Source organism: Hymenobacter nivis (assembly GCF_003149515.1).
Classification (GTDB): domain Bacteria; phylum Bacteroidota; class Bacteroidia; order Cytophagales; family Hymenobacteraceae; genus Hymenobacter; species Hymenobacter nivis.
The window spans coordinates 2601836-2627200 of record NZ_CP029145.1 but is presented as its reverse complement, the minus strand read 5'-3'; the positions used below and the strand labels follow the sequence as shown (position 1 = coordinate 2627200).

25 protein-coding genes are annotated in these 25365 nt (G+C 61.1%); 12 read left to right on the top strand and 13 right to left on the bottom strand.

Annotation, left to right across the window (positions count from 1 at the left end; all coding sequences use genetic code 11):
• The first annotated feature begins 30 nt into the window (after window positions 1-30).
• The 6 genes from accD to DDQ68_RS11595 all read left to right on the top strand — a co-directional run bounded on the left by accD (window position 31) and on the right by DDQ68_RS11595 (window position 5271).
• On the top strand, window positions 31-948 hold the full coding sequence (accD, locus tag DDQ68_RS11620) for an acetyl-CoA carboxylase, carboxyltransferase subunit beta (RefSeq protein WP_109656454.1): 918 nt from the start codon (window positions 31-33) through the stop codon (window positions 946-948).
• A gap of 108 nt (window positions 949-1056) precedes the next feature.
• Window positions 1057-1788, top strand: a complete 732-nt coding sequence (locus DDQ68_RS11615) for a YiaD family glycine zipper/OmpA-like lipoprotein (RefSeq protein ID WP_170121925.1) — start codon at window positions 1057-1059, stop codon at window positions 1786-1788.
• Between the two features lie 263 nt (window positions 1789-2051).
• A complete protein-coding gene (locus DDQ68_RS11610) occupies window positions 2052-2330 on the top strand; it encodes a YMGG-like glycine zipper-containing protein (RefSeq protein ID WP_109656453.1) in 279 nt (92 codons plus the stop codon).
• 200 nt (window positions 2331-2530) lie between these two features.
• A complete protein-coding gene (locus DDQ68_RS11605) occupies window positions 2531-3247 on the top strand; it encodes a YiaD family glycine zipper/OmpA-like lipoprotein (protein WP_109656452.1) in 717 nt (238 codons plus the stop codon).
• A gap of 172 nt (window positions 3248-3419) precedes the next feature.
• On the top strand, window positions 3420-4178 hold the full coding sequence (locus DDQ68_RS11600; protein ID WP_245897022.1) for an endonuclease III domain-containing protein: 759 nt from the start codon (window positions 3420-3422) through the stop codon (window positions 4176-4178).
• Between the two features lie 109 nt (window positions 4179-4287).
• Window positions 4288-5271, top strand: a complete 984-nt coding sequence (locus DDQ68_RS11595) for a radical SAM protein (protein ID WP_109656451.1) — start codon at window positions 4288-4290, stop codon at window positions 5269-5271.
• On the opposite strand, the gene DDQ68_RS11590 is transcribed toward DDQ68_RS11595, so the two are convergent.
• Complete coding sequence (locus DDQ68_RS11590) at window positions 5268-5759, bottom strand: hypothetical protein (protein ID WP_109656450.1); 492 nt, start codon at window positions 5757-5759, stop codon at window positions 5268-5270. The genes DDQ68_RS11595 and DDQ68_RS11590 overlap by 4 nt on opposite strands.
• A gap of 51 nt (window positions 5760-5810) precedes the next feature.
• On the opposite strand from DDQ68_RS11590, the gene DDQ68_RS11585 reads away from it, so the two are divergent.
• The 3 genes from DDQ68_RS11585 to DDQ68_RS23875 all read left to right on the top strand — a co-directional run bounded on the left by DDQ68_RS11585 (window position 5811) and on the right by DDQ68_RS23875 (window position 8551).
• A complete protein-coding gene (locus DDQ68_RS11585) occupies window positions 5811-6338 on the top strand; it encodes a gamma carbonic anhydrase family protein (protein WP_109656449.1) in 528 nt (175 codons plus the stop codon).
• A 458-nt stretch (window positions 6339-6796) separates the two neighbouring features.
• Complete coding sequence (locus tag DDQ68_RS11580) at window positions 6797-7801, top strand: IS701 family transposase (RefSeq protein ID WP_109656448.1); 1005 nt, start codon at window positions 6797-6799, stop codon at window positions 7799-7801.
• A gap of 48 nt (window positions 7802-7849) precedes the next feature.
• The gene (locus DDQ68_RS23875) at window positions 7850-8551 is read left to right on the top strand and encodes a TM2 domain-containing protein (protein WP_245897021.1); all 702 of its coding nucleotides are present in this window, start codon (window positions 7850-7852) and stop codon (window positions 8549-8551) included.
• Between the two features lie 44 nt (window positions 8552-8595).
• On the opposite strand, the gene DDQ68_RS11570 is transcribed toward DDQ68_RS23875, so the two are convergent.
• The 4 genes from DDQ68_RS11570 to DDQ68_RS11555 all read right to left on the bottom strand — a co-directional run bounded on the left by DDQ68_RS11570 (window position 8596) and on the right by DDQ68_RS11555 (window position 10708).
• On the bottom strand, window positions 8596-8985 hold the full coding sequence (locus DDQ68_RS11570) for an IS1 family transposase (protein ID WP_162550044.1): 390 nt from the start codon (window positions 8983-8985) through the stop codon (window positions 8596-8598).
• Window positions 8986-9004: 19 nt separating this feature from the next.
• Window positions 9005-9319 (bottom strand): transposase-like zinc-binding domain-containing protein, encoded by a 315-nt coding sequence (locus DDQ68_RS22825; protein ID WP_162549800.1) that lies wholly within the window; start codon window positions 9317-9319, stop codon window positions 9005-9007.
• 439 nt (window positions 9320-9758) lie between these two features.
• Window positions 9759-10199 (bottom strand): transposase family protein, encoded by a 441-nt coding sequence (locus DDQ68_RS11560; protein WP_109656445.1) that lies wholly within the window; start codon window positions 10197-10199, stop codon window positions 9759-9761.
• 5 nt (window positions 10200-10204) lie between these two features.
• A complete protein-coding gene (locus DDQ68_RS11555; protein WP_109654390.1) occupies window positions 10205-10708 on the bottom strand; it encodes a transposase family protein in 504 nt (167 codons plus the stop codon).
• A 217-nt stretch (window positions 10709-10925) separates the two neighbouring features.
• Between DDQ68_RS11555 and DDQ68_RS11550 the strand changes: the two genes are divergently transcribed.
• The gene (locus DDQ68_RS11550; protein ID WP_109656444.1) at window positions 10926-11495 is read left to right on the top strand and encodes a hypothetical protein; all 570 of its coding nucleotides are present in this window, start codon (window positions 10926-10928) and stop codon (window positions 11493-11495) included.
• A gap of 109 nt (window positions 11496-11604) precedes the next feature.
• On the opposite strand, the gene DDQ68_RS11545 is transcribed toward DDQ68_RS11550, so the two are convergent.
• The gene (locus DDQ68_RS11545; RefSeq protein WP_342767450.1) at window positions 11605-12906 is read right to left on the bottom strand and encodes a hemolysin family protein; all 1302 of its coding nucleotides are present in this window, start codon (window positions 12904-12906) and stop codon (window positions 11605-11607) included.
• A gap of 182 nt (window positions 12907-13088) precedes the next feature.
• Here DDQ68_RS11545 and DDQ68_RS11540 point away from each other — a divergent pair, with 182 nt between their 5' ends.
• Window positions 13089-15281, top strand: a complete 2193-nt coding sequence (locus tag DDQ68_RS11540) for a protein-disulfide reductase DsbD family protein (protein WP_109656443.1) — start codon at window positions 13089-13091, stop codon at window positions 15279-15281.
• Window positions 15282-15617: 336 nt separating this feature from the next.
• Here the strand turns inward: DDQ68_RS11540 and DDQ68_RS11535 are convergent, their stop codons facing one another.
• The 4 genes from DDQ68_RS11535 to dnaE form a co-directional block, all read right to left on the bottom strand.
• Window positions 15618-17516, bottom strand: a complete 1899-nt coding sequence (locus tag DDQ68_RS11535; protein WP_211320138.1) for an SPFH domain-containing protein — start codon at window positions 17514-17516, stop codon at window positions 15618-15620.
• Window positions 17517-17691: 175 nt separating this feature from the next.
• Window positions 17692-18102: a hypothetical protein gene (locus DDQ68_RS11530; RefSeq protein WP_109656441.1), complete on the bottom strand. Its 411-nt coding sequence runs from the start codon at window positions 18100-18102 to the stop codon at window positions 17692-17694.
• A 216-nt stretch (window positions 18103-18318) separates the two neighbouring features.
• Window positions 18319-18648 carry a thioredoxin gene (gene trxA / locus DDQ68_RS11525; protein ID WP_109656440.1) on the bottom strand — a complete coding sequence of 110 codons (330 nt, stop codon included), beginning with the start codon at window positions 18646-18648 and terminating at the stop codon, window positions 18319-18321.
• A 164-nt stretch (window positions 18649-18812) separates the two neighbouring features.
• Window positions 18813-22496: a DNA polymerase III subunit alpha gene (gene dnaE / locus DDQ68_RS11520; protein ID WP_109656439.1), complete on the bottom strand. Its 3684-nt coding sequence runs from the start codon at window positions 22494-22496 to the stop codon at window positions 18813-18815.
• Between the two features lie 369 nt (window positions 22497-22865).
• On the opposite strand from dnaE, the gene DDQ68_RS11515 reads away from it, so the two are divergent.
• Window positions 22866-23927, top strand: coding sequence for a fatty acid desaturase family protein (locus DDQ68_RS11515; protein ID WP_109656438.1), 1062 nt, complete (start codon window positions 22866-22868; stop codon window positions 23925-23927).
• Between the two features lie 65 nt (window positions 23928-23992).
• On the opposite strand, the gene DDQ68_RS11510 is transcribed toward DDQ68_RS11515, so the two are convergent.
• The 3 genes from DDQ68_RS11510 to DDQ68_RS11500 all read right to left on the bottom strand — a co-directional run bounded on the left by DDQ68_RS11510 (window position 23993) and on the right by DDQ68_RS11500 (window position 25336).
• Window positions 23993-24781, bottom strand: a complete 789-nt coding sequence (locus DDQ68_RS11510; RefSeq protein ID WP_109656437.1) for a M20/M25/M40 family metallo-hydrolase — start codon at window positions 24779-24781, stop codon at window positions 23993-23995.
• Window positions 24782-24880: 99 nt separating this feature from the next.
• On the bottom strand, window positions 24881-25030 hold the full coding sequence (locus DDQ68_RS11505) for a M20/M25/M40 family metallo-hydrolase (RefSeq protein WP_109656436.1): 150 nt from the start codon (window positions 25028-25030) through the stop codon (window positions 24881-24883).
• A 24-nt stretch (window positions 25031-25054) separates the two neighbouring features.
• A complete protein-coding gene (locus DDQ68_RS11500) occupies window positions 25055-25336 on the bottom strand; it encodes a hypothetical protein (RefSeq protein WP_109656435.1) in 282 nt (93 codons plus the stop codon).
• Window positions 25337-25365 lie beyond the last annotated feature (29 nt).

Genomic DNA, 25365 nt, shown 5'->3' with positions numbered 1-25365 from the left:
CGCCGCCCACAGCTTGTAGCTCCCGAACAAATGGCTTGGTTTAAGCGCGAGGAAAAGGGCATCAACACCCCCACCGAACAAAAGAAAGAAACGCCCGACGGCCTCTGGTACAAGTGCCCCGAATGCAAAACGGTGGCCACCATGGCCGAGCACAAGCGCCTGCGCTACGTGTGCGACCACTGCGGCCACCACGACCGCATCGACGCGGCCGATTACTTCGAGCTGCTGTTCGACGGCGGCCAGTTTGAAGAACTCAACGCCGACCTGACTTCGGGCGACCCGCTGCACTTCGTCGACACCAAGGCCTACCCGCAGCGCGTGGCGACCACCGAAAAAAATACCGGCCTGAAAGACGCCGTGCGCACCGCCCACGGCCTGAGCGATGGCCAGCCGCTGGTGGTGGCTGCCATGGATTTCAAGTTCATCGGCGGCTCGATGGGCTCGGTGGTGGGCGAAAAAATTGCCCGCGCCATCGACTACGCCCGCCAGTACCGCGTGCCGTTCCTGATGATTTCGCGCTCGGGAGGAGCCCGCATGATGGAGGCCGGCTACTCGCTGATGCAGATGGCCAAAACTTCGGCCAAGCTGGCCCTGCTCGCCGAGGCCGGCGTGCCCTACGTGAGCCTGCTGACGGACCCCACCACGGGCGGCGTCACGGCCTCGTTCGCCATGCTCGGCGATTTCAACATTGCCGAGCCCGGGGCCCTCATCGGCTTCGCGGGGCCCCGCGTCATCAAGGAAACCATCGGCAAGGACTTGCCCAAGGGTTTCCAGAGCGCCGAGTTTGTGCTCGAGCACGGCTTCCTCGACTTCATTGTGGACCGCCGCGAACTCAAGCGCCGCCTCGCCGATCTGCTGCATCTGCTGCGGCCGGCCCCCGGGGCGGCGGCGCCGGTGGCCAGCGCCACTGCCGCGGCGCCCCGCCGCAGCTCCGGCAAGGTCCGTTAGGGCCCGGGCGGCCGGTTCGGCATACTTCTTGAAACGCCGCCCCTATCCCCGGGGCGGGGTTTGCCGTACAATGCGGCAGTCAGCTTTTTCACTTTTTGATTTTTTTACATGACCACTCCCAAATCCCTACTCTCGATTTTTATGGCCTGCGTGCTGTTGTTCAGTTCCTGCGCCTCGATGCGCCAGCCTGCTGATACGTCGGCTAACGGCACCGGAGTTCGCAAAACCGGTATGAACAAGGCCACGAAAGGCGGCTTGCTTGGGGCTGGCGGCGGCGCCGCCGCCGGGGCCCTGCTGGGCGGCTTGCTGGGCGGCGGCCGCGGTACGGCCATCGGTGCCATCCTAGGGGCAGCCGCGGGCGGCGGGGCCGGCGTGCTCATCGGTAGGAAAATGGACAAGCAAGCTGCTGATTTGCAGCGCGACATGAAAAATGCCACCGTGGAGCGCGTGGGCGAAGGCATCAAAATCACCTTCGACTCGGGCATCCTCTTCGACACCAACTCGGCCAACCTGCGGGCGGCTTCGCAAGCCGACATCGTGAAGATGGCCGCTACGCTTGAGAAATACCCCGACACCAACGTGCTCGTGGAAGGCCACACCGACAACACCGGTACCGACGCCATCAACCTGCCCTTAAGCGAGCGCCGGGCCCAATCGGTGGCCGACGCCACGGTGGCCCAGGGCGTGAGCAGCAGCCGCATCACCACTAAGGGCCTGGGCTCGTCGGACCCGGTGGGCGACAACTCGACCGAGGCCGGCAAGCAGGCCAACCGCCGCGTGGAAATTGCCATTTTCGCCAACGAGCGGATGAAGAAAGCCGCCGAAGCTGGCACGTTGTAGTGCAGCCGCCAAGCAGAGTATTGAGCCGTTAGCTTTTGCGTTGGTATTTAAGTTATTGCGTCTGAATTAATGTATAATTAATCCAAAGCAAACACGCAGAGGCCCCTTGCAGCAGCTGGGCTTTGAACAAAAAAGAGCCGCCTTCGGGTGGCTCTTTTTATGCCAGGCGTTGCATATATGCCAGTGCTAAGTAACGCCAGTGAAGTGGCTTGCGCTAAAATCACTGCTTCGCTCATTTACTTTTCCCCTGACCTTTCTCTGTCATGAAATCCTTCAAAATCGTATTCGCCTTTCTGCTGCTGTTTTTCCTATTGGCCGGCTCGGCCGCGCAAGCCCAGGACGCTAAAAAAGGCTGGAGCCGCAAAGCCAAAGGGGCGGCCATCGGCGGCGGGGCTGGGGCCGTGACCGGGGCCATGCTTGGTGGCGGCAAGGGGGCCCTCATTGGCGCGGCGGCCGGCGTGGTGGGCGGCGGCCTGATTGGTCGCAACCAAGACAAGAAAAAAGACCCGGCCCGCTACAAAGGCTACCATGGCAAAAAATAAGGGGCCCGCGCTGGCCCGGTAACCGGCCCCACAGAAAAGCCTGGCCGCACCGCCAGGCTTTTCTGTGGGGCCCCGGCGGCGGGTGCAAGTTTGGCAAGATGGTTGCAAAAGGCGCACTTGCCGGCTGTTTGGCGGGCCGGCGCCCACATTCTCACCGCGGTTCATTCCGTTCCTGCCGAAATTCATTTTTTACGTTACCCATGAAAAATCTTCGCACTCCTTTCTCTTTTTTATTGGCACTGTTGCTGCTGGTTGGCCAACTGGTGCAGGCCCAGAGCACTACCGTGAGCACGGCCAAGCCCAAGGGCATGAACAAAGCCACCAAGGGCGGCATCATCGGCGGCCTGGGCGGGGCGGCGGGCGGGGCCCTGCTGGGCCGCCTGATTGGCGGCAAGTCGGGCACGGCTAAGGGCGCCATCCTCGGGGCCGTGGTGGGCGGCGGCGCGGGCGTGCTCATCGGCCGCAAAATGGACAAGCAGGCCGCCGAGCTGCGCCGCGACCTGGAAGGCGCCACCGTGGAGCGCGTGGGCGAAGGCATCAAAATTACGTTTGCCTCGGGTATCCTGTTCGCTAGCAGCTCCTCGACGCTGACGGCCGCTGCCGCTGGCAACATCGGCGAGCTGGCCACCACGCTCCAGAAATACGCCGACACCAACGTGGTGGTGGAAGGCCACACCGATAGCTCGGGCTCCGACGCCATCAACCAGCCCCTGAGCCAGCGTCGCGCCCAGGCCGTAGCCAACGAGCTGACCGGCAAGAGCGTGGACCCGGCCCGCGTTACGGTCAAGGGCTACGGCTCCTCGCAGCCCGTGGGCGACAACGCTACCGCAGCCGGCAAAGCCGCCAACCGCCGCGTGGAAGTCGCCATTTTTGCCAACGAGAAAATGCAGAAAGCCGCTAAGAAAGGCGTCCTGTAAGTCTGAACCACGGATTCGTCAGATCTTGGGAATGGGTTTCAGGACTATTTGCTGAGCTGAGCCCATGATGTTCCGAAATAAAAAAAGCTGCCCGTATGGGCAGCTTTTTTTATTTCGGGTCGTTAAAAGGGCGTCCCCAAAATTCGACGAATCTGCCTAATCCGATAAATCCGTGGTTCAGACACCCATTGCCAAGGCCCTGGCCGACTACGAAATCCTCGACCAGTTTTACGGGCATTTGCCGCCGGTGGCGCGGCGCACGCCCATGCGCGAGCTGATTTCGACCGTGCTCTCGCACCGCACCACCCACGCCGACGAAGAGCTGGCCTACGACCGGATGCTGGAGGCCTTCGGCGACTGGCCCGGCGTGCTGGGGGCCCCGGTGGAGGAGCTCATCCACGCCATCCGCACCACGCGCTGGCCGGCCACGCAGGCCCCGCGCATCCAGGAGATTCTGCGGCGCATTCAGGCCGAGACGGGTGGGAAATTCGACCTCGATTTCCTGGCCGACTGGCCTACCGACCGCGCCATGGACTGGCTGACCGACATGCCCGGTATCGGCCTGAAAACGGCCTCGCTGGTGCTGCTCTTCAACTACCACCACCCCGTGCTGCCCGTGGATGCGCACGTGCACCGCGTGGCCCAGCGGGTGGGCTTCCTGGGCCCCAAGGTATCGGTAGAGAAGGCGCACAGTGTACTGCTGGCCCTGCTAGGGCCCCAGCTCGATGCCGAAGGGCTGTTCAACTTCCACAAGCATAACTACTGGCACGGGCAGCAAATCTGCTTTTTCCTGAAGCCCAACTGCCCGCGCTGCCCCCTCAAGGGCTTCTGCAGCTACTACCAGGAACACTACGGCGCCGCCACCCCCGAGGCCCTGGCCGCCACGCCCACCGCCTGGGACGCCGCCGCCTGGGGCAAGCTGCCACATTGATTTTAGCTGTTAGCCGTTGGCTTTTAGCTGTTAGCTTCGTTGTGGTGGTTGATGCCGCCAACAATGTAAAAAGCTAACAGCCAGTAGCTAATAGCTAATAGCTAATAATATGCTCCTCGTCAAGCACCCTGTTCTCTGCAATTACTACGTCACGTACCGCTGCAATGCGAAGTGCGCGTTTTGCGACATCTGGGAGAAGCCTTCGCCCTACATTACGCTCGGCGATGTGGACTGCAACCTGCGCGACCTCAAGCGGTTGGGCGTGTCGGTGATTGACTTCACCGGGGGCGAGCCGCTGCTGCACCGCCAGCTGCCTGATTTCCTGGCGCTGGCGCGGGCGCTGGGGTTTATCACCACGGTGACCACCAACGGCCTGCTTTACCCCAAAAACGCCGAGAAGCTGCGTGGGCTGGTGGACATGCTGCACTTCTCGCTCGACTCGGCCGACCGCGACACCCACGACCGGGGCCGCGGCGTGGCCTGCTATGATTTCGTACTCGAAAGCATCCGCGTGGCCAAGGAGCTGGGCGAGCGGCCGGATATCCTCTTCACCGTTTTTCGCCACAACCTGGCCGACCTGGAGGCCGTGTACCGCGACATTACCCAACCCAACGGCCTGGTGCTCATTCTTAACCCCGCCTTTGAGTACGGCGATGTGGAAACCGGTGAGCAGCTCACGGCCGCGGAGCTGGACTACCTCTCCGCCTTTGGCCGGCGCAAGGGCGTGTACCTCAACGAGGCCTTTATTGCGCTGCGGCGCGACGGCGGCAACCACGTGGCGGCCCCCGTGTGCCGGGCGGCCAGCACCACGCTCGTCATCTCGCCCAGCAACGAGCTGGTGCTACCCTGCTACCACCTGGGCCAGCAAAAATTTCCCATCGACGGCCACCTCTTCGACCTTTACGGGGCCCCCGAAACCCAGCGCCTCGCAGCCCTCGAAGGCCGCCTGCCTGCCTGCGAGGGCTGCACCATCAACTGCTACATGCAGCCCAGCTTCGCCGTCGAAACCAGCAAATACTTCTGGCAAGCCCTGCCCAGCACCCTCAAATACAACTGGGACAAGGGCACCTGGAAGCGGCTGCTGCGCGTTTAGGGCGCCAGCAGGGGCCCCAGTTGGGCCAGTGCGTGCCGTAGCTCCTCGGGGCGCTGGGTGCCCAGCAGCAGGCGGCGGCCATCGGCTAACTCTAGCTGCAAGCCGTGGCTACCCGCGACGTTCAGGGCCCGGTTTTTCGCAAATAGGCCCCGGATGCCCCAGCCGCCGTACTCGCCGATGGGGGAGTAGGAGCGCACATGCGCCGACTGGATTTGGGTCCAGGCTAGGCGCTGCCACCCCAGCGGGCGCATGCGGTACGTGAGGCCCTGGGCATCGAGGCGGGTATCCAACCGCAGCCAGGCGAACAACCCCACAGCTAGTAACACCGGCCCCACCAGGGCCACCGGCGGCCAGCGTGCCGGCCCGCTGGCAACGGCGGCGATGCCCACCGGCAGAATGGCCAGCAGCACCAGCAGCCACCACCAGGAGCGTAGAAAACCCTGGCTTTCAGAAAATACTACGGGGCCGGGAGCAGGGGAGGAAACCATATGCTAAATATAGCGACAGCTACCTTTGGGTTTCCACCAACCTGCGTTTATATGCCCGCCCTCATCCTGCCCGTCCGCGGCGTTTACCCCGAAATTCCGGCCGACTGCTTCGTGGCCGACAACGCCACCGTGGTGGGCGACGTGGTGCTGGGCCCCGGCTGTACGGTGTGGTTCACGGCCGTGGTGCGGGGCGATGTGAACAGTATCCGCATCGGGGCCGGCACCAACATCCAGGACGGGGCTGTGCTGCACTGCACCTACCAGGGCGCGGCCCTGCGCATCGGCGCGCGCGTCAGCATCGGCCACCGGGCCCTGGTGCACGGCTGCACCGTGGAAGACGACGTGCTCATCGGCATGGGAGCCATTGTGATGGACCATGCCGTAGTGGGCGCGGGCTGCCTTATTGCCGCCGGGGCCGTGGTACTCGAAAATACTATCTGCGAGCCCGGCTACCTCTACGCTGGTGTGCCCGCCCGCCGCATCAAGCCCGTGAGCGAAGCCCAGCGCGCCGGCCTGCGCCGCACCGCCGAGAATTACCAGCTCTACGCCAGCTGGTTCGCGGCAGCACCAGAAGCATAACCTGAACCAGTTGGGCGCGGTAATGCATCGCGCCTTGGGCTGGGCCCCGCTCGCTATAACGCTGGCAGGTCCGGCAGTGCCAATCACAGGCATTGCGACCGGCCCGTCGTGGTTGTTACCGCGGGGCCCCTGGGCCTGCTATCAGATTTGCGCTTGCTATTGGCGTAGTAGGAATTCAATCAATACCCCAAAAAGCCCCATCATTCGCAAGTGACGCAGCTTCTGGTAGGAATATGAAAAATTTATGGGCACACGAAAACGTAGCCGTGGGCTCGCTGCTCCCAGGAACAGCTAAGCTTTACGCCGATCCGGACACTGAAGTGCTGGCAGGATTCTTTGAAGACGAGTAACTACATAATATATTAAAAAAACCTAATTTTAACTAAATACTGATTTAGAAAATAGTTATCTTTATAATTTAGGACTTACGCAAAAAGTGTAACTTGAAAGGAAAAGCCATGAAAGTGACGGCACAACTGTACGGGCAGTTTTTGGTGAGCAGCCAGGTCAACTACACGGGGACGTATCTGGCCGAGCATCTGGAGGGCCTCTCGCACGACAACGTGCGCTATTTTCTCAAAACCCGGCGTTTCACCCCCCGCCAGCTCTGGCAGCAAGTACGCCCACAGGTGATGCTCAGCGCGCGGGGCTACGTCCTGTTTGACGACACGGTGCTCGACAAGCACCACAGCCGGCGCATCGAACTCGTACGCCGCCAGTACAGCGGCAACGCCCACGGCGTGATTGCCGGCATCGGCCTGGTGACGTGTGTGTGCGTCAACCCCGAAACCGACCAGTTCTGGCTCATTGACTACCGCCTTTTCGCCCCCGACACCGACGGCAAGACCAAGCTCGACCATATGGCCGACATGCTCGGGCAATTGGCCCCGCGCAGTATCCCATACCGCACGGTGCTCATGGATAGCTGGTACGCCACCACGGCCCTGTTCAAGTGGCTGCTGGACGAAGGCAAAACATTTTACTGCCCGCTGAAAAGCAACCGGCTCGTCGATGATTCCGGCGGCCAGCAGCCCTACCAGCCCGTGGCCTGCCTGTGCTGGTCGGCCGCCGAAGTAGAAGCTGGCAAAATCCTGAAAGTGAAGGGCATGCCCAAAGATTTCAAACTGAAACTCTTCCGCGTACTGGTGTCCACCCACCGGACGGACTACCTCCTCACCAACGAGGTTGAGCCCTTGCACACGGCCGCTGCCGAACACGAAAGCAGCGTCCGCTGGACGATTGAGCAGTTTCACCGCGAACTCAAGCAACTCACCGGCGTGCAGGCCTGCCAGTGCCGGCTGGCCCGCAGTCAGCGCAATCATATTGCCCTGGCCGTGCGCGCTTGGACCTGCCTTAAACAAGCCGCCTACCAAACCAAACAAACCGTCTATCAGCTCAAACAAGGCTTTTTGGATGAGTATATGCGACATGAATTACGCCAGCCTTCGCTCGCGTTTGCGTAAGTCCTATAATTGTATAATTAAATTTAAAATAAATCTAATTTCAAATTTATGCTTTTATATTTATGCGGTCAAAAAATGGTTCCTTTTTTCTTCATACCCCCTTTTTCAAAGAATTTTTATCCACTGCACATCACCCTTTTCCAACCTTTTTTAAGTATGAAAAAATCATTCTACCGTTTTTTAATCTTAGGTACGGCCTGTGCTTCGCTCGCCTCGTGCAGCAAGTCTAACTATGCCTTTAATCCAAATACGCCTGCTTACCTGGGCTCGGAGCGAGTCCATTCGGCTGTGGCTATAGCACCGGTACCGGACGAAACCATGACGGCTTCGACTGAGGCCGCCCCGCTAGTAGCGACAACGTCCCCGGCTTACGAAGCTGCCCAAGCGTTAACTCACCGGGCAACTGCTTCCCATGCAGTGGCGCCGGTCGCCGCGCCACAAGCCAGTGCCACCCAGCACTTGGCGGTTACCAAGGCCGACCGCAAAGCCGTAAAGCAAGGGTTGAAACGCGAACTAGCCGCAGCTCCCAAGGGGATGAAAGCGGAAGGTAAGAGTCAGCTTGTCGCACTTATACTCTCTTTCTTCCTTGGCGTCCTTGGCATTCACCGCTTCTACCTGGGCTATACCGGACTAGGTATTCTGGAACTGTTGACTTTTGGGGTGTTCGGTATTCTGTCGCTCATCGACTTCATTCGCATCATCCTCGGCACCCTAAAACCAAAAGGTGGCGAGTACGCTAAGAAGCTGTAACGCCTTCTCTGTAATTTTCTTTACAAAAAATGCCCGGCGGCGGTCTATTGAAGAGTGAGGTTGTAATTGTCAATCACAATCTTGATGCGAGCCGTGTGCATGCGCAAACTTTTACTAAAGGAGCAGGATTTGCGGACCAATACCCCGCAGCGCTGGCGTAAGGAGCAGTTGATAGCCTCAACAATATTGGTTTTGCCGCTGCCTTTGGGATGAGGCCGATGCTGGTGGGCGGGCAAGACCTTGGCGTAGGCTTCCCACTGGTCGGTGTGGTAGCGGCAGTGGCGTTGGTAGCGTCGCGGCAGCGCGGCCCACAAGCGCCGGGCCGTGGCGGCTCCCCGGCAACCCAGCACCCAGGCCACGATGCGGCGCGAGGCCCGTTCAACGGCCAGCCACAACCAGACTTTGCACGTGCGCCGGCCCACGAAGGTCCACATTTCGTCAAGTTCGAGGGCTTCAGGTTTCCGGCGTTGGGCCTTTTTCGTCCGGCGACGCGGCAGCCGGGGCGAGTCCAAGGCCGCTTTTTTTTATCAGCTTGGCGATGGTCATCCGTGCCACGCCGGTGGCGCGCACGATGCTACGTTGGGAGTTACGCTCGGTGAGCAAGGCTTCCACCTGCGCATACTGTGCCGCCTTGGCCACGGCCGCTGGTATAAACCGTGCCTGATACCCGCACGCCTTGCACTGGTATTTAGGCTGACCACCCTGCGTGCCATTGCGGCGGATGTGTTCACTACCACAGCGGGCACATAAGTGTTGCGTATAAACCATGCGCTAATTTACAACCTCACTCGCTAATAGACCACCGCCAAATGCCCGTTTGCAATCAAGCGGGTATTTTTTGTGCTCTTAAGGTCACTGTTAACTTGCTTACATCCCGGCGCTCAGGCCGGTGCGGATCTCGTTCTTCACCTCGGCGCGAGTACCCGAAACTCGTAGGGGTCCAGCACGGCCATGTCGCCTACCTCCGGGGTGCTTCCGTACACCACGCTCAGCAGGCCGCTCACGGTTTCGTGGTCCTCGCTTTCGCGCCGGTAAGGCAGGTACTCGTCGGCACCCGTATTCGTTAGCGTCGGCTGGGTAAGCTGCTGGCTCGCAAGCGCTTCACAGATAGGGCCCCTGCGGCCAATGGCTGAGGTTTCAAGGCCTACAGAACAAACCTGATCAGCGCTAATGCTTGAATTATTTGGCGAGTTTAGTATGATAAAGCTTATTCGGCGTAGTTAGCGAGTTTCGCGTGGACAGGTGCGCGATAGGCGCGGTGCGGGCTGCGCGCACGCAGGTTGTGCAGCCCACAGGCCACGACCATGACCGTATCGCGCACCCATTCGCCGCGCAAGCGGATAGTGCCCTGCACCATGTGCAGGCGCTTGATACCGCTGTGCGCGTGTTCGATAACGACGCGCAACGGACTCAGCAACTGGTTATACAGCTTTTGGGCAAACGTCAACTCCCGCTTCGGCGGCTTCTTGTGGGGCATCTCCACCACGACCCCGGTCGGGGCGTGGCCCAGCAAGCCCAAATCCTGCCGTAACACGCAGCCCGCCGGTAGGTGCAGCGCGTACTCGTCGGCCAGTTTTTTGTCGTGCGCTCGCCCGCTTTCCGTAGCCGAGAGAAAATGCACGTACTGCGTGGAATCGCATAAGGTCATGTTTTTTACGCGGTGCGCTTTTTTTTGGCGCTGTACTCCTCGGCCTGGGCCTCCCGGTCCGTGTTACGTGGTACGCCCCGCTCGACCCCGTCGTAGGCAAAGACCGGCTCCGGGTGGTTAGCCAGGCGCTGAGCCAACTCGCCGCCGTCGCGCACGGGCAGCAGCCCGCGCCGGGCCAGCACCTGGTTGAGCACGCCCAGCAGGGCGGTAGCCAAGTGGCTGACGCGCGCTTGCGAAATGCCAAAGCTGGCGGCCTGGTGCTCTTGCAAGGCGTTGCTTTTGAGGTAGGTGAGCAGAAAAAAGAGCTTTATATCGCTGCCCGCCAGCACGGCGTTGGCCCGCTCGCGGTGGGCGGGGAACGCCCGTTTGGTTCCTTCCAGGGTGTGGTAGCGGTGGTGGCGCTCCCAGGCCGGGGCAAAGTCGGTCAGCAAGTCGTCAAACTCCGCCGCTCGCAGGCTGGTCAGGGCCAGAAACTGGCGGGGCCGCTCGCGCAAACTCAGGTAATCCATAGCCAAATTTACGCCTCGCCTACGGGCAGTAACTTAACACACACTTCCGAATTAGCTTTGATATTTTTTGAAAAAATTAATATATATTAAAACAGTGAGTTACCTCTTGCAAGGTTGAGGTTAATTACTGGCAGGGAACAAAGAGGATAATCGCTGCTACGTGGGGCGCGTATAGGACTTGTATCCTCTCATTCTTCAACTAATTCCTTACTTAACCATGAAAAAGGCCTATTCTCTTACGCTTGCCCTCGGGGTAATCGCTGGTTCGCTGAGCTCGTGCAGCCGCACTGATTATGCGTTCAAACCGCAAACGCCTTCCTACTTAGGCACCACGCAGGCCACGGCCGCACCCGTTGCCGTAGCAACCGCCCCCGAGGTAACCGTTGCGGTCCCCGCCGTGGCCGGGGCTCCCGTGGCTGCTGCCGCGCCAGTAGTTACTACCGCTTCGGTGGCCGAGCCCACTGCAAAAACCAGCCTAGCGCGCGCCAGCTCGGCTCAGGTAGTGGCCCAAACGGTGGTCCGGCCCGTTGCCGGCACCGCTAAGCCCACACTACTGCAGCGCATGGCCATCAATAAGGTGATGAAGCAGGTAGCCAAAGCAGAGGCGCGCCAGCAAAACACGGCTAGCACTGCGCACGCCGCCGCCGCCGGCACGTCGATAACGGTAGCATTGGTGGGTTTGGCCGCGCTGGTTATCGGCATCATTGTCAGCTCGGGGTTCCTGATTACTGCTGGCGCCGTTGTATTGGTAGTGGGCGTGGTGCTGTTCATCATAAAAGCGCTGTAGAATAAAGCGCTGTAGAACCACCCAGCAATTTCTTCAAGCCACAAACAGGGCCCCAGCATTCACGAATGCTGGGGCCCTGTTTGTGGCTTGAAGCCTTGAGAAAGACGGTTTAAATCTCGGCGCTCAGGTCGGTGCGGGGTTCGGCTTTTTCTTCGGCGCGCACCACGCGCAGCTGCACCAGATCGATGACGCGGCGCGAGCGCTCCAATACCCGAAACTCGTAGGGGTCGAGCACGGCCACGTCGCCCACCTCGGGGATGCTGCCGTACACCACGTTCAGCAGGCCGCCCACGGTTTCGTAATCCTCGCTTTCGGGCAGCGGGAAGGGTAGGTACTCGTTGGCGTCGGAGATGGACGTGGCGGCGGCCACGCGGTATTCGTCGGCCGCTACTTTCTCCACCACGGGCACCTCGTTGTCGTATTCGTCCTGGATTTCGCCTACTAGTTCCTCCATGATGTCCTCAATGGTAACAATGCCCGACACGCCGCCGAACTCGTCGCTCACGACGGCCATGACCGTGTGCTTGCGCTGAAAACTGCGCAGCAAGCGGTTGATTTTCTTGGTTTCGGGCACGAAGTAAGGCGCGCGCATAATGCGGGCCAGCTCTACCGGCTCGTTGCGCCGGATGATGGGCAGCAGGTCCTTCACGTTCAGGATGCCCACAATGTTGTCGATGTTGCCTTCGTACACCGGTAGGCGCGAGTAGCCTTCGCTGAACACCGTTTCCAAAATCTGGTCTTCCGAGGCGTGCACGTCGAGCGCCGCCAGCTTGGTGCGCGGCACCATAATCTGCTTCACCATGCGGTCGTTGAACTCGAACACGTTCTCGATCAGCTCGTGCTCCGAATCTTCAATTTCGCCGCTCTGCTTACCCTGGTCGAGCAACAGGCGCAGCTCCTCGGCCGTGTGCACCTCGGTGCCATGCGTCGATTTTACTCCGAACGCACCCAAGAGCATGTTAGACAGTTTATTGAGTAGCCAGATAGCCGGAAATGTGATGAGGTAGAATGCCCGCAGCGGCGCGGCGATGACCAGCGTAGTGGCTTCGGAGCGCTGAATGGCCAATACCTTGGGGGCCTGCTCGCCGATGACGATGTGCAAGACGGTAATGGTGGCGAAGGAAACGGGGATGGCAATGGAATGGGCCAACTCGGGCGTCACGTTCAGCTGCAAGCGGTGCATGAGGCCCAGGATGGCCGCGGCCACTACGCTCTCGCCTACCCAGCCCAGGGCCAGCGAGGCTAGGGTGATGCCCAACTGCGTGGCCGACAGGTAAGCGTCGAGGTTACGCAACATGCTCTCGGCCAAGCGCGCCAGGCGGTTGCCCTCCTGCGCCTTCAATTCGAGCTGCGACAAGCGTACCTTGACCAGCGCAAACTCGGCAGCCACGAAAAACCCGTTTGCCAACACCAGCAAAACGGTAAATAAGATCTGTAAACCCATGTCGGCGGCCCCCGCGACGCGGACGGTCTGGGTGCCATTGTAACTCAAAAGTACGGACTTTGGCGCGCGGGGTTAGGCGTTTGAACTTTTTAACCAGCCAATTGTGCTTAAGAAGCCTAATTTTACGTGCTAATGCTGATTAATTCTGTATGAATATTCGTTGGTTTTTTAAATTTCTACTGCTCTGTTGGTTGCCGGCCCTGCCGCTAACGGCCCAGATCCTGGTGCCCACGCACCTCAGCACGGCCCTCAGCCAGCCCACCGCCAAAGTGGGCCAGGAAGTGGAGCTGCTGGTGAACGCCCGCATCGACGAGAAGTGGCACCTCTACGCCACCGATTTCAGCGAGGACGTGGGGCCCGTGGTGTTCACGCTCAAGTTTGCGCCCAGCGCGGCCTACGCCCTGGTGGGTAAGCCGCAGTCGGTAAAGTCGCACCACCAGATGGACGAGGTATTCAAGGGCGAAGTGGCCTTTTGGGAAAAAACCGGCCAGATTCGCCAGCGCATCAAGGTGCTCCAGCCGGGGCCCCTCACCATTAAGGCCGAGGCCGACTACCAAAGCTGTACCGACGTAGACGGCCGCTGCGTACCCGGCAACGAAACCCTGGTCTTCGGGCCCCTGCAAGTAAGTGGCGCGGCCGTCGCTAGCGCCGCCGCCGCACCCATCGCCAAGCCTGGGGCCCCCGCTGCTGCCGACGTAGCAACGGCTCCCGCGGCGCCTACCGCTGCAACGCCCGCGGCTGCCGAGCCCGTTGTGGCTGCCACTCCGGTAGCCGTTGTGGCGCCGCTGGCCTCCGCACCCGCTCCCGCCGAAACGGCCGCTGGGGCCCCCATCGTGTCGGCGGCAGTGGCCGCGGCGGCACCGGTTGCCGACGCGGGCGGGCTGTGGAGCTTTGGCGTGCTGGCGTTCATCTCGGGGCTGGCGGCGCTGCTCACGCCTTGCGTGTTCCCGATGGTGCCGATGACGGTTTCATTCTTCACCGGGGGCCAGGACAGCCGCGGCCGCGGCATCCTCAAGGCCGTGGTGTACGGGCTCAGCATCATTGTCATTTACACGCTGATTGGCGTGGTGGTGGCCCGCCTGCTGGGCGAAGACGGCCCCAACTTCATGGCCACGCACTGGCTGCCGAACCTGCTGTTTTTTGTGGTATTCGTGGTGTTCGGCCTTTCGTTTCTGGGCTTGTTTGAAATCACGCTGCCCAGCGGCCTCGTGAACAAAGCCGATGCCCAGGCCGACAAGGGCGGCTGGCTCGGGGTGTTCTTCATGGCCTTCACGCTGGTGCTGGTCTCGTTTAGCTGCACGGGGCCCATCGTGGCTACGGTGCTGGGCCTCGCCGCCCGCGGCCAGACGCTGGCCCCGGTGGTGGGCATGCTGGGCTTTTCGCTGGCCTTTGCGCTGCCGTTCACGCTGTTCGCCATCTTCCCGTCGTGGCTGAAAAGCCTGCCCCGCTCGGGCGGCTGGCTAAATACGGTGAAGGTGGTGCTGGGCTTTGTGGAGTTGATGCTGGCCCTCAAGTTCCTGAGTATGGTGGACCTGGCCTACCACTGGGGCATTCTCACCCGCGACGTGTACCTGGTGCTATGGGTGGTGCTCTCGGCCTTGCTCGGGCTGTACCTGCTGGGCAAGTTCCGCCTCTCGCATGACTCGCCGCTGGAGCACCTCAGCGTGGGCCGGCTGCTGATGGCCGTGCTGGCCTTCAGTTTCATGACCTACCTGGTACCGGGCCTCTTTGGGGCCCCGCTGCCGCTGCTGGCCGGCTACCTGCCGCCCCAGAGCCGCCACGACTTTTCGCTGGCCGCTGGGGCCCCCGCCACGCCGGTGCAGGCCGCCAGCGCATTGGGCGAAACGCCGCGCTTTGGCGACTTCCTGGAGCTGCCCCACGGCTTGCAGGGCTACTTCGACTTGCAGCAAGGCATCCGCGCGGCTAAGCTGGCGCATAAGCCCATTTTCATCGACTTTACCGGCCACGCCTGCGTGAACTGCCGCAAGATGGAAGCCACCGTGTGGAGCGACCCGGCTGTGCTCACCCAGCTGCAAAACGACTACGTAGTGGTGGCCTTGTACGTGGACGACAAAACCGAGCTGCCCCAGAACGAGTGGTATACCTCGACGCGCGACCACCAGCAAAAAACCAGCCTGGGCAAGCAAAACGCTGACCTCCAGGTAACCCGCTATGGTTTCAATGCCCAGCCCTATTACGTATTGCTCAACCCCGACGACCCCACGGGCAAACCGCTCGTGGCGCCCATCGCCTACGAGCCCAACGTGGCGCAGTTCGCGCAGTTCCTGAAAGAGGGGCGGCGCAGCTACCAGGCCCGGCACGGGGCCGTAGCGGCCCGGTAGCTGCAAAACAAAAAATGCCAAAGGCTTAAAGAGGCGACTTTACTGTAAAGTCGCCTCTTTAAGCCTTTGGGCTGTAGCGGAAGGACTTGAACCTCCACGAAGTGGTTAGCCGGCCGGGGGCCGATTTATTCCGAACCTTCACCCTCGAGAGAGGAGGGTGTGTCTGCCAGTTCCACCACACTACAAGTTATCAGCAAAAGTCTTTCGCTCTTGCTGACTGTAAAGGTAGAATAAGATTAGATAAGTTTCTATGTTAGAAATGTAATAAAAACGTCACAACAAACGATTGTTAGTTTTCAAGTAATTAATTTCCAGTAGTATATACCAAATTAAATTTTAACTCTGCGTGTTTTCCTGCGCGCCAGCTGCTGGCAGCGAGGCAGGTTTTGCGGGTTCTGAAGCCGACACGAATGGGGCCCCGGGGGCTAATTGCTGCTGGGCCAGCAAGCCAATAAGGGCTTCCACTAAGCCCCCGCCCTGGCCGCCCGCGCCGCCGTTGGCCTGCACTTCGGGCACAATTTTCACCCGGTTGTCTCCTATTATTTGCATCAATTGCAAGCCGGTGAATTCGCGGGTGCCCAGGCTCTGTACGCCCACACGGTAGGCTTCGGCCTTTGCGTTGCCGATGGCCCGGATGGCTTCGGCCTCGCCCACACCGCGCAGTCGGGTGGCTTCGGAATCGGCAATGGCCCGCAGGCGGGTGCTTTCGGCCTCGCCGCCGGCCCGTAGCTTGGCGGCTTCGGCCTCACCGCGCACTTTTTTCACCTGGGCATTGGCTTGCAGCTCGGCAATATTCACGCCTTGCTCGCTTTGCACCAGCGAGTTCTGAATGTCGGCGATGCTGGTTTCGCGCACCAGGGCCTGGCGCTGGGTTTGGGCGGCCTGCTGCACCTCGTAGGTTTTGCGCTGCTCCTCGGCCAGCTTGCGGTCGGTTTGGGTGGTCATGAGTTGGGCGGGCGGCACAATGTCGCCGATGAGCGTATCGACGGCCTGCACGTTGTAGTCGAGCAAGGCCGTGCGGATGAACGTGGCGGCCTCGCGCTGCCGCTCGGCGCGGTTCGTGAGGTAGTCGAGCACCGTGTATTCCTGGCTGGAATTGCGGAAGTAGTTGCCCACAATGGGTTCCAGTACGTGGTCCACCAGATTTTGCATCGAGCCCACGCGCGAAATGACGCGCGGCGCATCGAGGGCCCCCACGTGGATAATCTGGGCCACGTCGAGGTTGAAGGAGAAGCCATCGCGCGAGCGCACCGTGATGCTGCTCAGCGAGTCGTCGTAGTGGTGGGCCTCGGTGCGGTTGGCCCAGTTGAGTACGATGTTGGTGGTCGGAATCAGCTCCACCTTCATAATCTGGGTATTGAGGGGCTGGCGACCGGGGTAGAGCGGGATGGCCCAAATGCCCTTGTGGCCCACGTCCACGAGGTTGCCGTGGGTGAACTCGGTGCCGCTCACGTCCACTGCTGGCTTGCCCACGAAGGAGATGACCACCCCCACGTGGCCAATCGGAATCTCGGTCATCGGTACCTGCTGCACCCGGCAAAACCAGGGGTTAAGGTTCCAGGAGCCGCTGAGCAGCACTTGCTCCTGCAAGCCGCGGCGGCCCCCGGCCACCAAAAAGGCCTGCGCGTCCTGGAAGTTGTCGTGGGTGGGGATGACGGGCCCCGCGATTTCGCCCGGCTCAATCGGTACGCCGTCGAGCGTCGTCACGATGCCCACCGCCTCGGGCACCACGCGGTAGATGAACAATTCTTCGGGCCGCATGCCCATCGTGCCCGCGTTGCGCTGGGTGATGACCGTGAACAAGGCCGTGTTGATGCGGTACGTGCCGGCGGTGACCATGCCCAGCTGCCGGCCTTTCTCGCCGCCTTTGGTGAGGAAGGCGCGGGCATCCTGGTAGTTGTCGCAATCCACGACCCGGGCCAGGATGTGGCTCGGCGGGATGGGGGCCCCGGCGTTGGCTACCACCAGCCCAATTTCGCCCTGCGGCACCACCACTACGGGCTCCTTCGTGACGGCGTATTGCCAGGGCCACAGGAAAAAGTGCCAGCCCGGGGCCAAGGTATCGGCCTGGTAGCCGGCCTCGCCCTCCAGGGCGATGAAGCGGCCGGCGCTCAGGCTGGTGCGGGCGAATTTCTTGGCCACAACGCCCACCTCCAGCTCGCTGATGACCACGATGCCCAGCAGCGACTTGGCTAGCAGCAATAATACCAGCAAGCCGATAAGGACTCCAAGCACGGAAAAAGCAATGGGAACAGTAACTTGTAGCAGCATGGGCTGTAGGTGTGGAAGTGCAATTTTGGACCGAAAGGTAGCGCCGTTTCGTGGACGACGGTCGTTACTCCGGGGGCATGAAAAAAGCCTTTTCCCTGCTGGGAAAAGGCTTTGAGCAACCAGGGCAAGCTGCCCCGGTTTACATCGTTTTCTTGGTTGTGGTGGACGTCGTTTTGTTCGCTTTGTAGCGCATGTCGGGCGTGCCGTTGGCCTTCATTTTGCCGGTGACCGTGGTGGTTTTGGCCATTTTATTCTCCTTGTAGCGCATGTCGGGCGTACCGTTGGCCTTCATTTTGCTGCTGGTAGCCGTCGAGGTCGACGACATGGTGGCCGTTTTGGTGGCCGTGCTTTTCGAGCCAGTGGAGGCCTTCGAGCCCATCATGCCGGTGCGCGACGTGGTAGTGTGCGTTGTTGTGGCCGGGGTCTGCGACATTTTGGTGCTCGTCATTTTTGACGAGCTCATGGTGCCGGTGGCGGGGGCTGTAGCTTGTGCGTGGGCGGCTCCGCCCAACAGGCTGAGCGAGAGAAGGAAGCCGAGGAGGCGTTTCATAAAAAAGACCGAAAAAAGATGGGTGGGAGGTGAAGAAATCGGCGCGGCCCGGGAACGTCCCAATGCCACCGGAAATGTAGCACTACGGCGCTCAAGTTGTTGGGCCGGGGCCCCGGTACCGCACAGGTCCGTCGGCAAGCACCGTGCCAAAACCACGCAAAAAAGCCTGGACCGCGGGGTCCAGGCTTTTGCATTTATAAACGGAAGAGCGGGCGCTTAGGCCGTTACTTGGGCTTCGAGTTTTTGGGCGAGCACGTGCTTGGGCACGGCGCCTACTTGCTTGTCAACTATCTGGCCGTTCTTGAACACGAGCAGCGTGGGGATGCTGCGAATGCCGAACTTAGCCGAGGTTTGGGGGTTGGCGTCCACGTCAACTTTGCCCACGATGACCTTGCCTTCGTACTCGCTGGCTAGCTCCTCCACTACCGGGCCCACCATGCGGCAAGGACCGCACCATTCGGCCCAGAAATCGACCAGCACCGGCTTGTCGGAGTTGATGATGGACTCAAAATTAGCATCGGTAATCTCAATTGCTTTATGTCCCATTTCAGTAAGGGTTCAGTTTAAAGTGGATTCTGGCGTGTACGGCCAACGGGGTCGCAAGGTAGCAGATTGGGGCGTTAACAACGGCCCCCATAGAAAGTTCATGCTAGCTACCAAGTCCGTTGGTACGTACCAAACCCGGCGCGCGAGCATTAGGTTCGGGGCCCTCAGATGAGCTGACAGGCGTCTATTTCCATCTCCTGCATTTTTTCGATAAATACTTTAGGCTCAATTTGAAACTTGCGCGAGAACATATCCACGGCCAAGTGCTCGTGGGGCTCGGCGAACTGGATTTCGAGGCGCTTGCGGCCGGGCGCGGCCTGAATGGCTTCCTCCAGCCGGTCGAGCAGGGGCCCCGTCACGGTGCGCAGGTCGAGGCGCACGCGCACGCCCTTGCTTAGCTTTTCGGCCACCTCGCTCAGCGGCTGCATGTTGAGGATGCGCAGGTCCCACTGGTCCTGGGTGCCGCGGCGCAGCTCCTGCTTGAGGCGCACGAACATGGGCGGTACCTGCTCGTTGGCGTAGTTGCGGGGGTTGATGAGCGGCGCAAACCGCGTGTAGTCGTCGCGGAACAGCGCCGGGCTGATGCTCGTTTCGTAATCCTCTAGGGTGAAGGTGGCGAACGACTGGCCCATTTTGGTGGTTTTGAAGGCCACGTTGGTGATGAGGCCGGCCACGTTGATTTCCTTGTTTTTGTGCTTTTCCACTTGCTCCAGGCCGCAGGTGCAGTAGGCGTCCAACTCCAGCTTGTAGCTGTCCAAGGGGTGGCCCGAGAGGTAGAAGCCCACCACTTCCTTTTCGCGGCGCAGCTGCTCGGTCTTGGTCCAGGGCTCCATCTCGTGCATTTTGGGCAGCGGCGCGGCCACCGCCCCAAAGGCCGAGGCCCCGAACAGGCTGTGCTGGCTGCTCTCCTTGGCAGCGGCGTGCTGCTGGCCCAGCTTCATGGCCTTCTCGATGAGCGACTGGTCGCCGGCCGGTGCATCGAGATACAGGCGGCGGTGCTTGCCGAAGTCGTCAAAAGCGCCGGCCTGGGCCAGGCTCTCGAAGGTTTTCTTGTTCACGGTGCGCAGGTTCACGCGCTTGGCGAAGTCGAAAATGTCGGAGTAGGGCCCCGCCTTTTCGCGCTCTTCCACCATGCACTCCACGGCCAGCTCACCGGCGCCCTTCACGGCGGCCATGCCGAAGCGGATTTTGCCCTCCTGGTTCACGTTGAATTTCAGCAGGCTCTCGTTCACGTCGGGGCCCAGCACGTCCACGCCCTGCTTGCGGGCTTCCTCGATGAAGAAGGTCACCTTCTTGATGTCGCCCATGTTGTTGGTGAGCACGGCGGCCATATACTCGGCAGGGTAATTAGCCTTCAGGTAACCAGTCTGATAGGCTACCACCGAGTAGGCGGCCGAGTGCGAGCGGTTGAAGCCGTACTCGGCAAACTTCTCCATCACGTCGAACACCTCATTGGCCTTCTTCGCCGGAATGCTGTGCAGCTCCAGGGCCCCCTTGGTGAATTTCTCGCGCTCCAGGGCCATCTTTTTCATGTCCTTTTTGCCCATGGCGCGGCGCAGCAAGTCGGCTCCACCCAACGAGTAGCCGGCCAGAATCTGCGCCGTCTGCATGATTTGTTCTTGATAAACCATAATACCCTGAGAATAAGATAGAATGGGTTCCAGGAGGTCATGCGGGTACTCAACTGGCTCCCGCCCGTGCTTGCGGTTGATGAAGTTTGGGATGAACTGCATGGGGCCCGGGCGGTACAGGGCGTTCATGGCAATCAGGTCCTCGATATTGGTGGGCTTCAGGTCTTTGAGGTACTGGCGCATGCCCTCGGATTCGAACTGGAACGTGCCAATCGTGTCGCCGCGCTGGTACATGGCGTAGGTCTTCTCGTCGTCGAGCGGAATGTCGTCGATGTCGATCTTCACGCCGTGGTTCCGTTCAATCAGGCGGATGGCATCTACGATGATGGTCAGGGTTTTGAGGCCCAGAAAGTCCATCTTCAGCATCCCGGCGCTCTCAATCACCTTGCCATCGAACTGCGTCACGAGCAGGTCCGAATCCTTGGAGGTCGAAACCGGGATGTACTTCGTGATGTCGTCGGGGGCGATGATGACGCCCGCCGCGTGGATGCCCGTGTTGCGTACCGAGCCTTCGAGCTGCACGGCCAGCCGCAGAATCTGGCCCTTGAGGTTGTCGGGGCTTTCGTCGCGCCGGATCATGTCCAGCTCCATATTTTCGGCGAAGGCTTTGGCCAGGGTGGTGCCCACCTGCTCGGGCACCATTTTGGTGAGGTCGTTGGTCTGGGGCAGGGGCAGCTCCATGGCCCGGGCCACGTCCTTGATGGAGCTTTTGGCCGCCATCGTGCCGAAGGTGATGATTTGGGCTACCTGGGTTTTGCCATATTTCTGCACCACGTAGTCGATGACCTTCTGGCGGTTCACGTCGTCGAAGTCAATGTCGATATCGGGCATCGACACGCGCTCCGGGTTCAGGAAGCGCTCGAACAGCAGCGAATACTTGATGGGGTCGATGTTGGTGATGCCCACGCAGTAGGCCACCGCCGAGCCCGCCGCCGAGCCCCGCCCGGGGCCCACCGCCACGCCCACCGAGCGGCCGTGATTAATAAAATCTTGAGTGATAAGAAAGTAGCCTGCAAACCCCATCGTCTGGATGATGCGCAGCTCGTAGTTCAGGCGCTCCTCCACTTCGGGCGTGCGCTCGGAGTAGCGCGGCCGGGCCCCCTCAAAGGCACCCTTGAAGGTGAGGTCGCGCAGGAACTCGTCGGCGTTGGCGAACTGGACGGGCAGTGGGAAGTTGGGGAGCAGGATGTCGCGCGCCAGCTTGGGCGGCGTGATTTTGTCCACAATCTCGTTCGTGTTGTCCACGCTCTCCGGCACGTCGGCGAACAGCGCGTTCATCTCCGCCTGCTTCTTGAAATAGAACTGGTCGTTGGCGAAGCCGAAGCGGGTGTGCGGCTTGGGCTTCTGCAGTTCCTCGTCGATGCGGCGCAACTGCTTCTGGGCCCGCTCGTCGCGGCCGTGGTTCTGGCGCAGGTTATCGAGCAGGTCGTAGCGCACCTGGCCGTCGGTGGTGAGCAGGGTGTAGTAATTCGTGCGAATGTCGCCGACCGGGATGCTGTGCTCCTCGCCGGTGTTTACGCACAGCAGCAGGTCGTGGGCCGCGAAGTCGGTCTGGTCCACGTAGTGCGAGTCGTTGGTACAGATGACTTTAACGCCGTGCTTGTGGGCCAGGCGCAGCAGCACTTGGTTCACGTCTTCCTGGCTTTTGCCGGTACCGTCGAAGTTCATCAGCCCGTGCCGCTGGATTTCGATGTAGTAGTCGTCGCCGAACAAGTCGAGCCACCACTTCAGCTTTTCCTCGGCCTCGGTTTCGGAGCGGAACAGGATGGTTTGCGGAATCTCGGCCCCGATGCAGCAGCTGGTGGCAATGAGGCCCTCGTGGTACTGCACCAGCAATTCCTTGTCGATGCGCGGGAATTTCGAGTACGAGCCCTCGATGAAGCTCAGCGAGCACAGCTTGCTCAGGTTATGGTAGCCGGCCTGGTCCTTGGCTAGCAGCAGCTGGTGGCGGCGCACGTCCCGCTCGCCCTTCTCGCGGCTGAAGGCTTTTTTGTGGCGGTCCTCCACCAGGTAAAATTCGCAGCCCACGATGGGCTTCACGTTGTACTTGTTGGCCTCGGCCACGAAGTTGAAGGCCCCGAACATATTGCCGTGGTCGGTGAGGGCCACGGCGGGCATGCCGTCGGCCTGGGCCTTTTTCATGAGGGCTCCAATGCTGGCCTGGCCGTCGAGCAGTGAGTATTGGGTGTGGCTGTGGAGGTGCGAGAAAACGGGCATGGCGGCGGGCGGGGCAAAACGGGGTTATGGGTAAAGATAAGGCCGGGGCCCCGGGGATGGTTCGCCAGCCGGGACTGGATTTGGGACCCCGGAAGCCGGGGCGCGGGCCAGCCGTTTGATAACTTGAAAGTTGCGCCGCCGCCGCCAGAGCCTACCGTTTAAACTAGCTTTACACCACTGCGTATAGATCCTACATCACTGCGTATAAAACCAATACTTGGGCGCACCAACAAATAAGTAGAAGCACTGTTAGCCACGGGCGTGGTGCACATTTCCTCATTGCCTCCTTTGGGTCTAGTCGCCTGTGGGTTCTCTCCTCACAAGCCGCATTGGCGCGCTGAGCAGCGAAAAAGGGCTCATTTCAGTTTCATGAAAGACCTTGCCGTCTGCACCGACCCCGGTTATACCCCGGCGGTGCTTCCTTCCCGCTTTCACCGGTTTGCGCGGCGCTACGTGCAGGATGAGCGCGACCTGCCATTTGTGTACCTGCTGCTACAAATCTCGCTCACCATGCTGCCGCTGGCAGTGCTGCTGTTCGTGCCAGCCGTTGTGGGCACGGCGTGGTGGATGGCGGCGGGGTTATACTTTTTCCTCGGCACGTTCTACTTCAAGGGGCCCCTGGGGCTGATGATGCACTGCATCACGCATCGGCCCCTGTTCAAGAAAACGCATGGTTGGCTCAATAAGTACACGCCCTGGGTGGTGGGGCCCCTGTTTGGCCTGACGCCGGAAACGTACTTCACCCACCACATGGGCATGCACCACCCGGAAAACAACATGCCCGACGACGAAAGCTCGACCATGTTTTACCAGCGCGACTCGGCGCTGAGCTTTTTGCGCTACTGGGCGGATTTCCTGGTGATGGGCCTGCCGCGCCTGGGGGCCTACCTGCGCCGCACCCGTAAGCGCACCCTGCACCGCCAGCTGCTGCGCGGCGAGGTGGCCTATGTGGTGGCCGTGGTGGCGCTGGCCTTCGTGAACCTGCCGGCCACGCTGGCCGTGTTCGTGGTGCCGGTGCTCGTCACGCGCTCGGTGATGATGCTCGGCAACTGGAGCCAGCACGCCTTTATCGACGCCAACACTCCCGATAACTGCTACACCAACAGCGTGACGTGCATTAACACAGCCTACAACCACAAGTGCTGGAACGACGGCTACCACATCAGCCACCACCTGCGCCCGGCCCTGCACTGGACTGACCACCCCGCCAACTTCCGCCAAAACGTGGACAAGTACGCCGCCAACGACGCCATCGTGTTCGATGGCATCCACTACCTGCACATCTTCGCCTTCCTCATGCTGAAGCGCTACGACTTGCTGGCCAAGAACTTCGTGAACCTGGGCGGCCGCTACGGCTCCGACGCCGACGTGGTGGCCCTGTTGCGCGCCCGCAGCCGGCGCTTTGCCCGGCCGGTGCTGGTGGTGGCGTAACGCCGCGTTTTTATTAATTTTCGTTGGGCCCGCTCCGCGCATCGCGGGGCGGGCCCAACTTTTTACTAGGGCTGAAAATTCTTAATCAGCGCCACGTAAAACTGAATCACCCGCTCGTAGTCGGCCACCCGAATCCGCTCGTTGGTGCCGTGCAGGCGCTGGATATCGGCCTCGGCCATGGGCAGGGGCGAGAAGCGGTAGGTGTTAGGGCTGAGGCCGGCATAACTGCGGGCGTCGGTGGAGCCCACCAGCACGTAGGGGGCTACCAGGGCCCCCGGAAATACGCTGCCGATGGTGCGATGCAGGGCCCCAAACGCCGCCGACGCGGTGCTGGAAACCGGCGCCGGCTCGTTACCTTTTTTCAGTAAACGCACTTGCACCCGCTCGTCGTCGATGATGCGCCGGACTTCGCGCACCACGCCGGCCACCGAGTCGCCGGGTAGGATGCGAAAGTTGACGGTGGCGGCGGCGCCGATGGGCAGCACGTTATCCTTGGTGCCGGCCCGGAAAATGGTGGGCGCCGTGGTAGTGCGCAACGCCGCATTGCCGGAGGCCGTGGCCGCCAGCATGCGCTTAATCAGGGGCCCAAACAGCCAGCGGTTGGTAAATACCAGCCGCTTACCGAAGGGTACTTCCGAGGCTAAATAGTCGAGTAGGGCCCCCACGCCGCCGTCGAGCCGCATCGGGAAGGGGTGGGCCTCCAGCTTCGCCACAGCCGTGGCCACCAAGCCAATGCTGGTGTGCGCCGGCGGCATCGACGAGTGCCCGCCCACGCCCATCGCGCTGATTTCCAGGCTTACGTAGCCTTTTTCGCTGATGCCGACCAGCGCCACGGGCTGGGCCAGGCCGGCCATGCCGTCGGTTTTGACGAGGCCACCTTCGTCGAGAATTAGCGCGGGGTGGATGCCGCGGCGTTGCAGCGCGGCGGCAATGGTGGCGGCCCCGCGCTGGCCCTAGGTTTCCTCATCCTGGCCGAAGGCGAGCAGCACGGTGCGCTCGGGCTGGAAGTTGCTTTGTAGCAGGTAGTCAACGGCTTCCAGCTGGCCCAGTACGCTCAGTTTGTCGTCCAGCGTGCCGCGGCCGTAGAGGTAGCCATCGGCCACGCGGCCGGCAAAGGGCGGCTGGTGCTACTGCGCTGCGCTGCCGGGCTGCATGGGCACCACATCGTAGTGGGCCAGCAGGAGCAGGGGCGGCAGAGCTGGGTTGCGGCCCTTCCATTCGTAAAGTAGGCCGTAAGTGTTGAATTTCTGGCAAGTAAGCGCCTGCTGCACCCGCGGAAAAGCCTGCCGCAAAAACGCCCCGAACCGTCCAAACTGCGCCGTATCCGTTTGCGCAAAATCGCTGGTTGATACCGTGGGAATGCGCACCGCCGCCGCCAGCCGCGCCACCGCCGAATCGGGTACGGCCACGGGTGCGGGCGGCGGCTGGGCCCCCAGCT

Coding starts and splice junctions, on each gene's coding strand:
- accD (WP_109656454.1), top strand. CDS start 31: ATGGCTTGGTTTAAGCGCGAGGAAAAGGGCATCAACACCCCCACCGAA.
- DDQ68_RS11615 (WP_170121925.1), top strand. CDS start 1,057: ATGACCACTCCCAAATCCCTACTCTCGATTTTTATGGCCTGCGTGCTG.
- DDQ68_RS11610 (WP_109656453.1), top strand. CDS start 2,052: ATGAAATCCTTCAAAATCGTATTCGCCTTTCTGCTGCTGTTTTTCCTA.
- DDQ68_RS11605 (WP_109656452.1), top strand. CDS start 2,531: ATGAAAAATCTTCGCACTCCTTTCTCTTTTTTATTGGCACTGTTGCTG.
- DDQ68_RS11595 (WP_109656451.1), top strand. CDS start 4,288: ATGCTCCTCGTCAAGCACCCTGTTCTCTGCAATTACTACGTCACGTAC.
- DDQ68_RS11590 (WP_109656450.1), bottom strand. CDS start 5,759: ATGGTTTCCTCCCCTGCTCCCGGCCCCGTAGTATTTTCTGAAAGCCAG.
- DDQ68_RS11585 (WP_109656449.1), top strand. CDS start 5,811: ATGCCCGCCCTCATCCTGCCCGTCCGCGGCGTTTACCCCGAAATTCCG.
- DDQ68_RS11580 (WP_109656448.1), top strand. CDS start 6,797: ATGAAAGTGACGGCACAACTGTACGGGCAGTTTTTGGTGAGCAGCCAG.
- DDQ68_RS23875 (WP_245897021.1), top strand. CDS start 7,850: ATGCTTTTATATTTATGCGGTCAAAAAATGGTTCCTTTTTTCTTCATA.
- DDQ68_RS11570 (WP_162550044.1), bottom strand. CDS start 8,985: ATGTGGACCTTCGTGGGCCGGCGCACGTGCAAAGTCTGGTTGTGGCTG.
- DDQ68_RS22825 (WP_162549800.1), bottom strand. CDS start 9,319: ATGGTTTATACGCAACACTTATGTGCCCGCTGTGGTAGTGAACACATC.
- DDQ68_RS11560 (WP_109656445.1), bottom strand. CDS start 10,199: ATGACCTTATGCGATTCCACGCAGTACGTGCATTTTCTCTCGGCTACG.
- DDQ68_RS11555 (WP_109654390.1), bottom strand. CDS start 10,708: ATGGATTACCTGAGTTTGCGCGAGCGGCCCCGCCAGTTTCTGGCCCTG.
- DDQ68_RS11550 (WP_109656444.1), top strand. CDS start 10,926: ATGAAAAAGGCCTATTCTCTTACGCTTGCCCTCGGGGTAATCGCTGGT.
- DDQ68_RS11540 (WP_109656443.1), top strand. CDS start 13,089: ATGAATATTCGTTGGTTTTTTAAATTTCTACTGCTCTGTTGGTTGCCG.
- DDQ68_RS11530 (WP_109656441.1), bottom strand. CDS start 18,102: ATGAAACGCCTCCTCGGCTTCCTTCTCTCGCTCAGCCTGTTGGGCGGA.
- trxA (WP_109656440.1), bottom strand. CDS start 18,648: ATGGGACATAAAGCAATTGAGATTACCGATGCTAATTTTGAGTCCATC.
- dnaE (WP_109656439.1), bottom strand. CDS start 22,496: ATGCCCGTTTTCTCGCACCTCCACAGCCACACCCAATACTCACTGCTC.
- DDQ68_RS11515 (WP_109656438.1), top strand. CDS start 22,866: ATGAAAGACCTTGCCGTCTGCACCGACCCCGGTTATACCCCGGCGGTG.
- DDQ68_RS11510 (WP_109656437.1), bottom strand. CDS start 24,781: ATGGCCGGCCTGGCCCAGCCCGTGGCGCTGGTCGGCATCAGCGAAAAA.